At 54.9% G+C, this 14,402-nt stretch carries 11 protein-coding genes and 2 tRNA genes; 5 read left to right on the top strand and 8 right to left on the bottom strand.

Annotation, left to right across the window (positions count from 1 at the left end; all coding sequences use genetic code 11):
* Window positions 1–5 precede the first annotated feature (5 nt).
* Window positions 6–818, top strand: a complete 813-nt coding sequence (locus ACN0VL_RS03830) for a DUF1853 family protein (protein ID WP_417614802.1) — start codon at window positions 6–8, stop codon at window positions 816–818.
* Window positions 819–836: 18 nt separating this feature from the next.
* Here the strand turns inward: ACN0VL_RS03830 and ACN0VL_RS03825 are convergent.
* Together ACN0VL_RS03825 and ACN0VL_RS03820 are read right to left on the bottom strand one after the other, a co-directional pair.
* A tRNA-Cys gene (locus tag ACN0VL_RS03825) sits at window positions 837–910 on the bottom strand.
* A 25-nt stretch (window positions 911–935) separates the two neighbouring features.
* Window positions 936–1,011: transfer RNA gene (locus ACN0VL_RS03820), tRNA-Gly, on the bottom strand.
* A 773-nt stretch (window positions 1,012–1,784) separates the two neighbouring features.
* Here ACN0VL_RS03820 and ACN0VL_RS03815 point away from each other — a divergent pair.
* Window positions 1,785–2,135 (top strand): MGMT family protein, encoded by a 351-nt coding sequence (locus ACN0VL_RS03815; RefSeq protein ID WP_417614801.1) that lies wholly within the window; start codon window positions 1,785–1,787, stop codon window positions 2,133–2,135.
* A gap of 9 nt (window positions 2,136–2,144) precedes the next feature.
* Here ACN0VL_RS03815 and ACN0VL_RS03810 read toward each other — a convergent pair whose 3' ends face one another.
* The 3 genes from ACN0VL_RS03810 to dapA form a co-directional block, all read right to left on the bottom strand.
* Window positions 2,145–4,493: a DNA polymerase II gene (locus tag ACN0VL_RS03810; RefSeq protein ID WP_417614800.1), complete on the bottom strand. Its 2,349-nt coding sequence runs from the start codon at window positions 4,491–4,493 to the stop codon at window positions 2,145–2,147.
* Between the two features lie 115 nt (window positions 4,494–4,608).
* The gene (gene bamC / locus ACN0VL_RS03805; RefSeq protein WP_417614799.1) at window positions 4,609–5,604 is read right to left on the bottom strand and encodes an outer membrane protein assembly factor BamC; all 996 of its coding nucleotides are present in this window, start codon (window positions 5,602–5,604) and stop codon (window positions 4,609–4,611) included.
* A 4-nt stretch (window positions 5,605–5,608) separates the two neighbouring features.
* Entirely contained in the window at window positions 5,609–6,496 is an 888-nt protein-coding gene (gene dapA, locus ACN0VL_RS03800) for a 4-hydroxy-tetrahydrodipicolinate synthase (RefSeq protein ID WP_417614798.1), read from the bottom strand.
* A gap of 134 nt (window positions 6,497–6,630) precedes the next feature.
* On the opposite strand from dapA, the gene bcp reads away from it, so the two are divergent.
* Window positions 6,631–7,098: a thioredoxin-dependent thiol peroxidase gene (gene bcp, locus ACN0VL_RS03795; RefSeq protein WP_417614797.1), complete on the top strand. Its 468-nt coding sequence runs from the start codon at window positions 6,631–6,633 to the stop codon at window positions 7,096–7,098.
* Between the two features lie 672 nt (window positions 7,099–7,770).
* On the opposite strand, the gene ACN0VL_RS03790 is transcribed toward bcp, so the two are convergent.
* Complete coding sequence (locus ACN0VL_RS03790) at window positions 7,771–8,184, bottom strand: DUF6691 family protein (RefSeq protein ID WP_417614796.1); 414 nt, start codon at window positions 8,182–8,184, stop codon at window positions 7,771–7,773.
* A gap of 4 nt (window positions 8,185–8,188) precedes the next feature.
* Window positions 8,189–8,608 carry a YeeE/YedE family protein gene (locus ACN0VL_RS03785; protein WP_417614795.1) on the bottom strand — a complete coding sequence of 140 codons (420 nt, stop codon included), beginning with the start codon at window positions 8,606–8,608 and terminating at the stop codon, window positions 8,189–8,191.
* A gap of 294 nt (window positions 8,609–8,902) precedes the next feature.
* On the opposite strand from ACN0VL_RS03785, the gene ACN0VL_RS03780 reads away from it, so the two are divergent.
* Together ACN0VL_RS03780 and ACN0VL_RS03775 are read left to right on the top strand one after the other, a co-directional pair.
* Window positions 8,903–11,755 carry an EAL domain-containing protein gene (locus ACN0VL_RS03780; protein ID WP_417614794.1) on the top strand — a complete coding sequence of 951 codons (2,853 nt, stop codon included), beginning with the start codon at window positions 8,903–8,905 and terminating at the stop codon, window positions 11,753–11,755.
* A gap of 91 nt (window positions 11,756–11,846) precedes the next feature.
* Entirely contained in the window at window positions 11,847–12,317 is a 471-nt protein-coding gene (locus ACN0VL_RS03775; RefSeq protein ID WP_417614793.1) for an FKBP-type peptidyl-prolyl cis-trans isomerase, read from the top strand.
* 601 nt (window positions 12,318–12,918) lie between these two features.
* On the opposite strand, the gene ACN0VL_RS03770 is transcribed toward ACN0VL_RS03775, so the two are convergent.
* Window positions 12,919–14,325, bottom strand: coding sequence for a diguanylate cyclase (locus tag ACN0VL_RS03770; RefSeq protein WP_417614792.1), 1,407 nt, complete (start codon window positions 14,323–14,325; stop codon window positions 12,919–12,921).
* Between the last annotated feature and the right edge of the window lie 77 nt (window positions 14,326–14,402).

Here is a 14,402-nt window from a genome sequence, read left to right as displayed (position 1 = left end):
CTTGAGTGAGTACTGTTCTGCACTCTTTATTATCCCGGCTTGGTGATCCGACAGTACGAGACCTGGCCTGGGCCCTGGCCAGCCCCAACCTGTTGCAACACTCGCCTCTGGCACCGGATAACCATTGGTACTCGCAACTGTTAACCGAATACCAGCCTCGCCTGCTCGAGCTGGATGCCCAACCGGCGCTGTTGCACCGGCATTGCCAGCCCCATCGTCGCCTCGGCTTCTATTTTGAGTCTCTTTGGCATTTTTTTCTGCTCGATCACCATCGCTATCAACTGTTGGCCCATGACTGGCAGCAGGTGATTGAGGGGACCACCCTGGGTGCGTTTGATTTTATTGTCTGGGATCAACAGCTAAAACGCATAGAGCATTGGGAACTAGCCGTTAAATTCTACCTGATTAGTCAACAAGATAACGCCTTTGACAGTGCATTTGGCATGAACCCTCGCGACAAACTGCGTCGCAAGCATCAGCATATGCTTCATCATCAGCTGACGCTGAGTCAGCAAGCTCCTGTTCGCCAGCGCCTGACACAACTGGGCTTGCTGCCGCAGCATCAACGCCTGATTTTAAAGGGCCGGCTCTATTACCCAGCCCGCTGCCAACAGTTTTTATCCGAACAGGGAGAAAGAGGCACCTGGGGGCTTGAGTCACCCGAACCCGGATTTACTCCGCAACACAAATTGGGCTGGCTAACGGGTGGACGCCACAGTGAACGGCTGGATAGAAAACAGAATTTCAACGACGGGAACGGTAACTGGTATATTCAGGTAGACGAAGAATGGCTTGAGAGCACAAATATGAAGATATAACAGGAGGGGTAATCGAGATGGAGGCGCGTTCCGGAGTCGAACCGGACTAAACGGATTTGCAATCCGCTGCATAACCGCTTTGCTAACGCGCCATGACAGAGAGTTGGGACTGAAATTTGGAGCGGGAAACGAGATTCGAACTCGCGACCCCAACCTTGGCAAGGTTGTGCTCTACCAGCTGAGCTATTCCCGCTAAACTTCTTCATCGACACACCCTTGCAGGCGTCCAATGGCTGTGCATTATAGACTCGGCGCCTTATAATACAAGTCATTTTGTTATTATTAACTCTATTTGCTTTAAATTTCAGCACCTTGGTTGTTTTTATACCAAACAGATTAAATAGCAGATCTATTTTCTTGCTCTATAAAGGTCGGATAAAGGGCCTCCTCCACCGACACGCTGCAAGCACGTCCCTGTGACGCTCAGCACATGACATCCGACCGCCATGGATGGCGGGAGTGCCGAAACGGCAGGAGCATTTTTCGGCCTTGTCATGTGATGGTCGGTGGAGGAGAACCCTTCATCCTCCCTGATGCTACGGAGTTGCCTGTTGGTGGTGCCTACAGGCAACTCGGAACCTAAGAAGAGGCAGCAGAGATCACCTCCCACGACCGTGAAATGCCAGGGATGGCATTTCCCGAGCCCCCATGGGGCAGCTTGCTGCCGTGTATCTTTGTTGGGTAATGGACCGAATATCCTGTGAATATTCGCAGCCTTTACACAGCAAAGATGGCTAGCCCAGTGGCGTGTCGTGGGAGGTGACTGTGGTGCCTCAGGTATTCAGGTTCAAAGGTGAACAGATCTTTACTGTAATTGGTATTAGTGCGTTTTCACCCTATTTGGCAGCATGAAGGCTTGCTTCTGCATCTCCCGCCTGCGGAGATGACTTTCAGCTGCGATTGAGAAATAGCCAATGTCAAAACATAAGGTCACATAATGACGAACGCCAAACCCAAGGCCCTACCATGACCCACGCCCAGCAGCAGATATTAACGGTGCTGGCCTGGGTGCCTGATGGACGGGTGGTCAGCTATGGCCAGCTGGCAGATCTGGCGGGCTTGCCCGGCCGCGCCCGGCTCGTTGGCCGAACCCTGCGCACCCAAGATACCGAACAGTTACCCTGGCACAGGGTAGTAGCGGCAGATGGTCGACTGGGGTTGCCCCAGGGCAGCCCCGGCTGGCTGGAGCAAAGGCAGCGCTTGCTGGCGGAAGGCATCTTCTTCAAAGGAAACCCGCTGGGCGGAAACAGGGTCGCCATGGCGCAATATCAATGGCAGCCAGACCTGGCCGCCATGCTGATGCTGTTCGAGCAATAACCCGTCCCGTTAAAACAGGCCCAGCTGCTGGCCAATCAATGCCTCGAAGCTCAAGCCAATGAAGGGCAGGATGGCATCGGCGACGGGTTTGAGCTGACGATCCACATAATGCTGATAGTCGATGACCGAGCTCATATATTCCACCGGCTCGGGTCCGTTCACCGTGATCACATAGCGGATAGTGCCTTTTTGCTGATAACGCAACGGCAAGCCAAGACGGGCATTGTGCTCGTCGGCCAATCGCGCCGCGCGCACCTGAGGCGGTTGTGATTTCACATACAATGCCAGGGGCCGCCGCAACCGCTTGCGATACACCAGATCCTGATCACGCTCTCCGGCCAAGGTTTGCGCCAGGGTTTCACGCACAAAGTCGCTGGGATCTATTTCGTCAAATACCAGTCGATACAGCTCGGTTTGAAACTGCTGCGCCAGCACGGTCCAGTCGGAACGCACGGTTTCGAGCCCCTTGAATACCAGCCGCTTCTCGCCCTGCACTATGCTTAGCCCCGCATAGCGCTTTTTCGAGCCTTGCTCCTGGCCACGAATGGTCGGCATTAAAAAGCGCGCAAAATAGCACTCGAACTGCAACTCCAGGTGACTGTCCAGTTGCAGGGTACTGGCCAACTGCTGCCGCCACTGCTGGGTGATTTGCCGTGCCAGTCGCTGGCCTTCTGCACTGGCGGTATGCTCATTATGATGACCGGACAACAATACAAACACCGAGTCGGTATCGCCATAAATAACCTCATGGCCCTGCTCGGTTATCCAACGGGCACTTTGCTGCATGATCTCGTGGCCGCGCAAGGTAATGGACGATGCCAGCCGGGTATCATAAAAACGACAACCGCCCGAGCCCAGCACCCCGTAGAACGAATTCATCAGTATCTTAATAGCTTGAGAACGTGGGGCATCCTGCTCGCGTTTGGCCTGATCCCGCGCCTGCCACAGCTGTTCGATAATGGCCGGTAAAAAGTGCTGACGACGGGAAAACCGGCCGCCACGAAAGCCGGGGATGGCATCCTCTTCCGTCAGGCCCATCGCCAGGCCAAGCGGGTCTATGTTAAAGGTGCGAATGATGGCGGGATACAGGCTCTTGAAGTCGAGCACCAGCACATGGCGGTACAAGCCGGGCCTGGAGTCCATCACATAGCCGCCAGGGCTGGCCAGCCCCCCTGCAGCGGGCAGGTTGGGGGCCACATAACCGGCGCGATGCAGGTGTGGCAGATACACCTGGGTAAAGGCCGCTACCGAGCCCCCTACTCTATCCAGCTCCAGCCCGGTGAGCTGACTGCGCAAGCGCAGGAAGTCCAGCAAGCGGGTGTGGGCAAAAATATCCCACACCAGCTGGCAGTCGGCCAGGTTATAGGCGGCCAGCTTGGGCTTGTTATGACGAAAATCGCGGGTAATAGTAGCCAGCCGGTTGGCAACGTCTTCCGTCTGCTTGCCTCGCCCCAGCAACTGCTGCGCCACCGACTCCAGACTAAAGCTGTCAAACTGGTAGCAGGCGGTTTTAAGGGCGGCAATGCCGTCTATGACCACTCGCCCCGCCAGGGTGAGAAAAACCTGATCGGTATAATACGACTCGCGCAAGAACGCCGGCTCGCCACCACGCCCCAGCCGCAGCTTGATGCCGTGCAAGGCGGCGCGGCGCAATAACACACGAAAATCAAAACCGACTATGTTCCAGCCGATAATAATATCGGGGTCATACTGCTCCAGTGCCTGCTCCAGCGCCTTGAGCAGCGCCACTTCGTTGGCTTGCCAGTCAATCTCAGTGGCGGCGGGTTCGGGCTGGCCTATCATCAACACCCGCGCCAGATGGTCACCGTACAGGCCGATGGAATACAGCTCGCCCTGGCCCGAGCACTCGATATCCAGTGACAGCACCCGAAATTGCGGGCTGTAGTCTCCGGGTTTTAACCGCGCCTGGTTCACCTGGCGGTAACCTTTGGCCTGTTGCGGCTCCCCCATAAACACCACCCCGCCCCGAATAAAGCGGCTCAGTAAAAACCGCTCATGCAGGCGAATATCATCTTCAAATACCGAAATACCCTCACGGCGCAGTGCTTCGGCCGCCACCTTGTGTGCGGCTATGCTGGCAAAGTACAGCACCCCCACCGCTTGTTGCCCCAGGGTGTGTAGCCCCGGCGTCGCCCACTGGTAGAGGATGTCCGCCTGGGCCAGCACCCGCTGGGCAGCAGCATATTGTTCAATGGGGATCAGCAGCAGCGGGCGTTCGCCGCACAGCAGTATGCGTACTGGCCCCTGTTCAGTACACAGCCAGTAAATAATTTCGCTGCGGCCCTGTCGGTCGCGGCTGTGGCGGGTTAACAGAAACCCCTGCTCGATATGACTCATGGCCGCATTATACCTCAAGCGCGGCCGCCGGCAGGATCTGGTTGGCCGAATAACAGGGGGAAAAAAGCCCCGCCGAACGGGGCTGTTCAATAATACCTGTCTATCTGCTTACTGCTTAGCGGATTAAGTCCGTGCGCTGAAAGGCATCGGCAAAGGTATTGGCAACCTTGCTTAATATATCGGCAGAAACGGGGGTCTTGTTCTTGTCACTCAAGGTAATACTGCTTTGCTCACCCAGATCACCAAGCTGAATACGATATTGCTGCTCGGGAATATCCAGCATCGGCAAGCCGAGATCACGCCACTTGCCCTTGCTCAGGCCATCATACTCGACGTCGACATACCCCAATGCCTGCTGGCGATTGGTTAAATCAAAGCCCAGCTTGGGCAACAAGGTGATCAGCCGCTTCCAGCTTCTGTCGTAGCCTTCGGCGACCAGCAAACGGCCCTGGGCCTGATCCAGCGTCAGCTTGATGGGGCTGCGGTCCAGCAGGTTTTGCTGTTGGGTCAGCTCACGCTGATAAGACAAGGAGAAGGCGTTGAGCATGGAGGCTTCTGCACGTTGTCTGTCCTGTGCCAGTGCCGTGTTCTCGCCGTCGACACTCACCTGCACCGCCACCGCGCGGCGAACCGCATCCGGAAGCAGTTGCCAGCTGAATTGCTGCCCGGCATTACCAATGGCTTTGCCGTCACTCCGCCAGCCTTGACCTATCTGGCTATACTCGGCTTTTTGCCCTTTGAAAAAGGCCTCCAGTGCCTGGTTAAGCTCTTGCTCCAGGGGCTGGTCCAGTCGTTGCTGATAAAACCACAGCCCGCTTCCGTTATCCAGCACTTCGGTACCACGCACCAGCGGCAATACCTGAGTGGGCGGTCGAATATCCATGTTTTTGCCCACCACGCCACTCACGGCGGCGGCAGTCGGTTTGGGGATCACATATTCATTATTGAAATTAGGTGCTTCCAGCCCGGCGGGGATCAGCAACGGAGTGGTTCTGAGTGTTGCATCCTGATAATCAAACCCCCGATTAGCCTGCGTGCGGGTTTCGGGGTTGCTGCAACCAGCCAGCACACTCAAGGCCAGCAGGCCCATTACCATTTTCTTTGTTTTCAACGATTTATCCACGCCCTATTAACTCCGCTTTAATTAACGCTTCCCTCACCTGCTCCTGCGCTGCTGTCGCCAGCGGGAGCAAAGGTAAACGCGGCATTGAGGTACTGATGAGCCCACGCTCGGCACAGGCCCACTTCACCGGTATGGGATTGGTATCACAAAATAGTTGCTGATGCAGCGCCAACAAGCCCTCATGCATCAGGTTGGCCCTAGGCCAGTCGCCGGCCAAGGCGGCGTTAAACAAGGTTGCCATTTCGGCCGCTGCCACGTTGGCGGTAACCGATATCACGCCCTGGCCGCCCAATCGTACAAAATCGAGCGCCAGGTGGTCGTCGCCGCTGAACAACAAAAAGTCATCGCCACAACAGCGCCTCAACTCACGGACCCGGCTGAGGCAGCCACTGGCCTCTTTGATACCAATAACAGGCACAAGTTCCGCCAGTTGCCCCGCAGTTTCCGGCAACAGATCGCAGCCGGTTCGCCCAGGCACATTATAGAGAATCTGTGGCAGGTCACAGGCCCGGGTAATGGCCGTATAGTGCGCCACCAGCCCTGCCTGGGAGGGCTTGTTATAATAGGGCGTAACCGACAGGCCGGCCGCCACGCCCATGGTCTGCATGGCTTTGCTCAAACGGATGGCCTGGCGGGTATCGTTAGAGCCGCAACCACCAATAACGGGAATGCGGCCATTGGCATATTCCAGCACCAGGCGCACCACGTCCAGGTGCTCTTCGGTACTCAGGGTCGGTGACTCGCCGGTGGTCCCCATGGCCGCAATGGCACTGGTGCCGCTGGCGACGTGATAATCGACCAGCCGTTTCAGGCTGTCGTTGTCCACGTCGCCCGCTGCCGTCATCGGCGTGATTAATGCCACTATGCTACCGCTGAACATAGGCAATTCCGTTACGTCTTGTAAAGAGGGTTATGGTAGTGGCGGCTTCCTTCGAATACAAGAGAGGCACTGGAGCCCATTGCAATTTATGCTAGTATCTTGGCTCTCTTCCACCCAATCTGGATAGACTCATCATGAACTATTTACCTGCTGGCAGCCCGGCGCCTGCCTTTACCCTACTCGACCAAAATGGTGAATCCGTCAGCCTTGGCGATTTTAGCGGCAAAAAAGTGCTGGTGTATTTCTACCCAAAGGCCATGACGCCAGGCTGTAAGGTACAGGCCTGTGGCCTGCGCGACAGCCGTGCCGAGCTTGAAGCGCACAATGTCGTGGTACTGGGCATCAGCCCGGATCCGGTGGCGCGACTGAAAAAGTTTGAAGAAAAAGATGAACTCAACTTCACCCTCTTGTCCGATGAAGACCACGCCGTGGCCGACGCCTTTGGCGTATGGGGCTTAAAGAAGTTTATGGGCAAAGAGTACGACGGTATTCACCGCATCAGCTTTTTAATCGACGAGTCCGGCACCGTGTGCAAAGTATTCGACAAGTTCAAAACCAAAGACCATCACCAGGTCGTGATGAATTATTTAACAGAACAATAAACGCCCAGCCGTGATGGGCCTTAAGCCGTACGCCTGTCTCTTAGTCACAACTATTTGTTGATATTTTTTGAAGTTAATGTGGTGTCAGGCAGAGGGCACACCTCCTCCGACACGCCGTGGGTTAAAGCCATCTTTGCTGGATAACGGCTGTGAATATTCACTGGATATTCAGTCCATTACCCAGCAAAGATACACGGCAGCAAGCTGCCCCATAAAGGCTCAAACCGCGCTATCTGACCGCCAGGGAGGGCGGGAATGCCAATATGGCAGGAGCATTTATTGGCCCTGGCGCGGATGGTCGGTTGAGCTGACACCCTCTGCCTTCCCATTTGACACCTGTGCCGTCGGTCAGTGGTGCCCACCGAAGACTCGGTGCCTAAAAAGAGGCTGCTGGGATAGCCTCAGCCGACCATCACATGACAGGGACGTCATGTGCTGAGCGTGCAGGGGGCGAGCTTGCCTCGCCGTGACGAACCGTTTCAACCTGACCGAACATCCGGTGAATGTTCGCAGCGGTTGAAAAAGTGAGTGTCATTTATCCGCAGCGTGTCGGAGGAGGCTACCCAGCTGCCTCTATGCATTGGTTTACTGACTAGCGACCTGTGACAAAGAGACTGGCGTACGCTGCACGTAAAGAAAGACGGTGTGGGTCTTTGATTTACGGCGTAAGGCTTACCGCTGTGTTTTCCCTACCAGCCAGAATCCGCACAGCATAGCGACCACAAACAAGCCTGCCTGCCATTGAAAGCTGCCCAGCAAGCCTAATGCCGGGCCTGGGCAAATACCCACCAGTCCCCAGCCAATGCCAAAGATGAGTGCTCCCAACAGCAGGCGCTTATCAATCACGGGGGCCGGCACTTCAGGCAGCTCCGCGCCCAGTGCGCATTGCTGTCGGCCCTGACGACGCCACAGCCAATAACCCGGTGCAAACACCAGCAAGGCCCCACCCATCACCAGGGCCAAACTGGGATCCCAGTTGCCGAATACATTCAGGAAACCCTGCACCTTGGCGGGATCTATCATGCCGGATACCACGAGCCCCAGGCCAAACAGGGCGCCGGATAATAATGAAATAATCATCAACATAACGTTATGCTCCCCATCCCAACACGGTAACGGTTGCTATCCCCGTAGCCATAAACACCAGGGTCGCCACGATCGAGCGCCAGGAAAAACGGCCGATGCCGCAAATACCATGGCCACTGGTACAGCCATTGCCCAGCCGGGTACCTATGCCGACCAGAACGCCCGCCAGCGCCAGCTTAAGCGCAGACACCGAGGCCAATTCAGGGATGGCTATCTGCCCGCTACCAAATAATACGGTTGGCACCAACACCAGCCCCAGCACAAATGCCCACCGCCAGCCTTTATCGGCCCGAGCCCCTATTCCCGAGACGATGCCACTGATACCGGCTATCTTGCCTGTGCCCAGCAGTAGCAGCAGCGCACCGCCACCAATGCAGGCTCCTCCTATCAGGGCGGTCCATGGCGTAAAGTTGACTATGGTCATCACTGTCTCCCATTAAATTAGACTTCCCTAATAATACAGGCAAACTTTACATTAGGTAAAGCTTATATATAAACTGCCGGGCAAATTTAGTTTTGAGCAATGTCGGTGTCGTTATTTACAATCCCTCGGCTAGCGTTCAAGATGACCTTACTCGGAAAGTGCGTATTTATAAGGAATATCAACAGTATGCAGTTGCCTGCATTGCATCGCCCTCAACATCACTTGTGTTTTTTCAGGTTGGACTCACAATTTTGTCTCACCCCGTTAACCACACAAGTGGCAGACGAGATACGCTTGCCCGACGCAAGCCGCTCTTTACTGTGTCAACTTAACGAGATCGATCGACGCAAGCTCGAGCAACTCTGTACTAAGGGCTTGCCTGACAGCCTGGTGCTGACCCTCCATGAGCGACGCTGGCACTGTCACCTGGCGCCCGTTGAAAATAATCACTGGCTGCTGAGTGCGGACATGTCGCAGCATCAACAGCAGGATCAGCTAGGCATCAGCGAATGGCAGCTGCAACAAACATGGCTCAACCAGAGTACTGGTGCGTCCAGCCTGGCGGCAAGCATGCCGCTGCTGTTCGATGAGTTGATGAGTCAGCAAGGCGCTGACCGGGTGGTGTTGTGGCGCCATTATGCGACAGAAGAGATACTGCGACCTTTGTATAGTCAGGGGCTGTCCTTTACCTTGCAGCCGGTTAAGGCGGAGCGACGCTATTTACGCACCTTGCGTCAAAGAGGTGGCCTGAGTTACAGCCATTGCGCCCAGCAACCCCTGCTTAGCGCCTTTCATTATCTCGCAAACGACGGTATTGCCCATCGCCTGGATGTACCGCTGCTCATAGAGCAAAAAGTCGTGGGGGTCATCAGCCTGGAATACGCACAGGCACGCGCCCCCGTGACCCCCTCGGACTTGCAATTTGTCGCGGCCATTGCCGATCGGCTTGCCAGTTTGATGATGCAGCCGGCCCAGAGCCCCCCGGTTCAGGACGACGATATCGATATCGCCCGACTGACTCCCTTGTTGTTACACCACACCGGGCAGGACTTTTTTAATCAGTTGATGGTGCAGCTTGCCGCCCTGTGTCAGGCAGATATCGCACTGGTCGGGCTGCTACACCCGAACCGGAAAAAGGTGAGAGTGGTATCCTGCTTTATGGATGAGCAGTTACAAGCGCCTTTCAGTTACTTTCTCGCCACGACCCCTTGCCACATCAGTGTGAGCAGCGCACACAAGGTGTGTGTATATCACAATGATATTGCAGAGCTTTTTCCAGCCGATGACATGCTGCGAGAAAAAGGCATACAGGCCTATATTGGCCTGTCGATTAAAGATCAGAACCAGCAACCCGTGGGCATACTCGCCCTGCTGTTCAAACAGCCGCTACACGCCTCAACCAACATGCAGTTATTGCTCGAGCAACTGGAAGGCAGACTCAGCGCCGAGCTCTTGCGCCGACGAGATCAGGAAGCCCTGATGGTGGCCGCCGCCGCCTTTGATGCGCAGCAAGGCCTGTTTATTACCGACGGCCACATGAATATTCAAAAAGCCAATCAGGCCTTTGCGCAAATGAGTGGCTACCGCGGCGACGAGCTGATTGGGCGCTCGGCGCTGAGCCTGAGAGCAGATACCCCCTACCACGCCACCGTGGACAGCATTACCCATAGCCTGCAGCAGCAACAAAGCTGGCAGGGTGAACAACAACTCCTGCGTGCCGATGGCCAGATGATGCCGGTGCATCTACGGATTTCCCAGGTAAAAGACAAGTTGGGCATCATGCATTACGTCTGCTGGCTGGAAGACTTGTCGCAACAACAGCAAGCCAAGCAGCGCATAGAACGCATGGCCTATTTTGATGAGCTCACCGGGCTGCATAATCGCCGTTACATGGTGGAGCACATCAACCAGACCGTAGAACAAGCCGAAATCGACTCGAGTCGTGGCGCCCTGCTACTGCTCGATCTTGATGATTTCAAGAGTATTAATGACTCACTGGGCTACGCCATTGGCGACCAACTGCTGCTCCTGGTAGCAGAGCGCCTGGCCAGTTTTGTCAAACACAGTCACGGTGCCAGCCTGGCCCGCATTGGCAGCGATGAATTTGCGTTGCTCTTCCCCGGGTTGAGCCATGGTTATATCGGTGCCAAAACCTGTGCCGAACAATTGGCTCACGGTTTGAACGAGCTGTTTTTCATCCCGTTTGAACTGGAGAACCTGCGCTTGCATTTAAGTGCCAGCATCGGCATCAGTTTGTTTCCCGTCGCCCAGGTGGATCGGGGGGAATACCTGCGCCAGGCCGATACCGCCAACCATATTGCCAAGCAAGTCGCCTCTGGCAACCCGGTGTTTTACAGCCAGGAGATGGCCGATGAAATACAGGAGCGATTGCGCATTTCCAATGATCTGCAGCACGCCTTGCTCCATAATGAGCTGGAGCTGTACTTTCAACCACAACAACGGGTAACCGATAACAAACACGTGGGCGTAGAAGCCCTGCTACGCTGGCAACCGCCGGGGAAAAAGCCGGTTCCTCCCGGCATTTTTATTCCCGTGGCAGAAGAAACCTCCTTGATTTGCGACATCGGCAACTGGGTACTGCAGCAGGCCTGCTCCAGCTTTCAACGCTGGCAGCAAATACCGCTGGCACCGGGCTGCCTGTCGGTCAATATCAGCGCCCGTCACTTTCACAGCCCGGACTTTATTTCGCGACTGACACTGCTGATGCAGCAATACCCGAGCTGTCGTCATCACCTGACCCTGGAAGTCACCGAAGGCGTGTTTCTCGAAAACCTGTCGGAAAGCCGTCATCGCATGGCCCTTATCAAGGCGTTGGGCGTCAACCTGTCCATCGATGACTTTGGCACCGGCTATTCGTCGTTTGCCTATCTGCGTGAACTGCCGGTGAATGAATTAAAGCTCGACCGCGCTTTTATTCAATATATTGACCAGCGCTCCCAGGACAAGGCCATTATCGCCTGTCTGCTGGATCTGGCCCGCACCCTGAACATGAGCGTCGTGGCCGAAGGCGTGGAAACCGAACAGCAGCTGGCCATACTGGCCGAGCTGGACTGCCCCGCCTATCAAGGCTACCTGCGCGCCCGCCCCATGTCGGAGGCGGCCTTGATTGAATGGCTAAGGAGATAGCTGCCACAGGATGCGCACGCTGTTGAAGCCGTTTCCAGCATCCCTGGTCGAGTGGTAGAATGCGGGCATCTCAATATTAATAGGATAAATAATGAAATTTGTTATTTTGGCGGTCGTCATTCTGGTCTTGGCATTTTACGTCATTAGAAATTCAAACAACAAGAAAGCAGCGCTTGAAAATATCGAGGCAGGCAAGGCATTTTTAGCCTCCAACAAGGCCAATGACGAGGTGCAGGAAACCGCGTCCGGCTTGCAATACCAAGTATTGGAAAAAGGCGAAGGCAGTGTTCATCCCGGCGCCAGCTCAACGGTCACCGTGCATTATCATGGTACGCTGTTGGACGGCACCGTATTTGATAGTTCGGTAGAACGTAAAGAGCCCATCAGCTTCCCGCTAAATCGCGTCATAAGGGGCTGGACCGAAGGCGTGCAATTAATGGTGGTGGGTGACAAGTTCAAGTTTTTCATCCCGTCCAAACTCGCCTACGGCAACAGCCCCGCCGGCACAATCAAGCCGGGCTCCCTGCTTGTGTTTGAAGTGGAGCTCTTGGAAATCCAGTAATCTCAATAGCGCCAAATAATATCAATTACAGTAAAGATTTGATCACCTTTGATCCTGAATACCAGAGGCACCACAGCCACCTCCCACGACACGCCATAAACTCATCCCTGAGGGCTCGGGAAATGCCGTCCATAGCATTTCACGGTCGTGGGAGGCGATCTCTGCTGCCTCTTCTCAAGCACCGAGTTGCCTGTAGGCACCACCAACAGGCAACTCCGTAGCACCTGGGAGGATGAAGGGATCTCCTCCACCGACCATCACATGACAAGGATGTCATGTGCTGAGCGTCACAGGGACGTGCTTGCAGCGTGTCGGTGGAGGAGGCCCTTTGTCCGACATTTATAGAGCAAAAATAGATCTGTTATTTAATCAGTTTGGTATAATACCTTGTCACTGATGTGGATGCCGGGACTGACAGCGTTGCGCCGCCAGTCCTGGATTCCCGCCTTCGCGAGAATGACAAGAGGGGCGGGAATACCGATACGCCAGGAGCATGTCTCTCCCTGGCGCGGGTGGTCAGTTGAGCAGCAATCTTAAAGGTAACGCCTGCGTACCCGGCTCGAGCTGGCGAGCGTCCTAATTAACACTAGGGTTATGAGAGTCACTGGCACACACGGTTTCTGCCCTGTTGCTTGGCTTTGTACATGGCCTCGTCGGCACGAGCAAGCAGGCTTTCGAGCGACTCGCCCCTCTCGAGCATGGCGATACCGGCACTCACGCTGAGGGTGATGGACTCGCCGCTGTCGAGAGCGACCGGTTCCACCGCTAAGCCTTGCCTCAGTCGGTTTGCAAACTTCCGGGCAGCTGCTACATCCGCACCGGGCAGGACAAAAATAAACTCTTCTCCCCCTATGCGGCCACAAAAATCCGTGTTGCGGCCTAGGCCTGACACCACATCAGCAAACTTGACCAATGCCAAATCGCCTGCAGCGTGTCCCCATTTATCATTAATAGCCTTGAAATGATCAATATCTATCGAAAGTACACTCAGCTTCTGGGCAGACCGATTGGATTGGTTTATCAGCTCGTTCAAACGTTCCCAGGTTGCGCGTCGGTTCGGCAAGCCCGTTAACTCGTCGACCCGGGCCAGGGCTTCCATTTCCTCCTCGGATCTCTTCTTGTACAGGAGAAAACTGAAGGTGTCGGAGAGCAGCTCCATCAGGATATAGTCATCCTTGCAAAACGGCTCAACCGGCAGCGGACTGGAAAAATTAACGGTGCCGTATAGCTCTCCGCCCAGTCTTATCGGGGTGCCTATATAGGATTCCAGTTTGAAATTTTTATAGCAGGGGTGGTGTTGAATTTCACTTCGGCCCACAAAATGAAAACCGACCGTCTTGTTCTCGCTCAAGGTGTGAATGCAATAGGTTCCCGACACATCAAATTTTGTTGAGGGCTCCAGTTCTCCATGGAGATCCACGCAGTCTTCAACGGTGTAATCATCTCCCGAGATACGTGACAGTATGGCCACCTCCAGACCAAAGTGGTTAAGACCCACCCGCAGCAATGATGCTATTTTTTGATCATGGCTCATGGTCACATCAGACGTGATGTTGTGGATCTTTTGCAGGGCATCCAGGGACTGGTCTGCCGAACGAGCCGGGCGGATCACGCCAATAAAACCGACGACTTTCCCGCCGGCAGAACGCATGGCTGCACCGGTCGTCATCCCCAGAAACTGCTCCCCGTCCGACCGGCGATATAGCACCCTGTAATTCTCTGCAGCTATTCTGCCCGCGACGTTAAAGCGCTTTCGGCCTTGTTCTGAAAAGTCACTTTCATCGGCGTAAAGTATTTTTGTCTCTTGCCCATACAAGTCGTCCTTTGGGTAACCAAACAGACGTTCTGCCGCCGAGTTCACATACACCATGCGCCGATTTGTGTCGGCAACGACAACCGCCTCTTCAAAGCTCTGGAATATTTCGGTGAGCAAAAATGGTGAAATCGCACTCGCTTCGCTGCTGGCAGATAAAGCTTGCTCCATATCGCCCAGCTTAGGTTCTTTCATAGATTCACCTTGGTCATAGCCACTCTCATCACATGTTTACATTGCGCATGCGCATACTGCTCCTTGGTTATGTTCGG

Source organism: Oceanisphaera sp. (assembly GCF_048268965.1).
GTDB lineage: Bacteria > Pseudomonadota > Gammaproteobacteria > Enterobacterales > Aeromonadaceae > Oceanimonas.
Note: the sequence above shows the minus strand (reverse complement) of the source record. Positions and strands in the feature narration are given on the sequence as shown.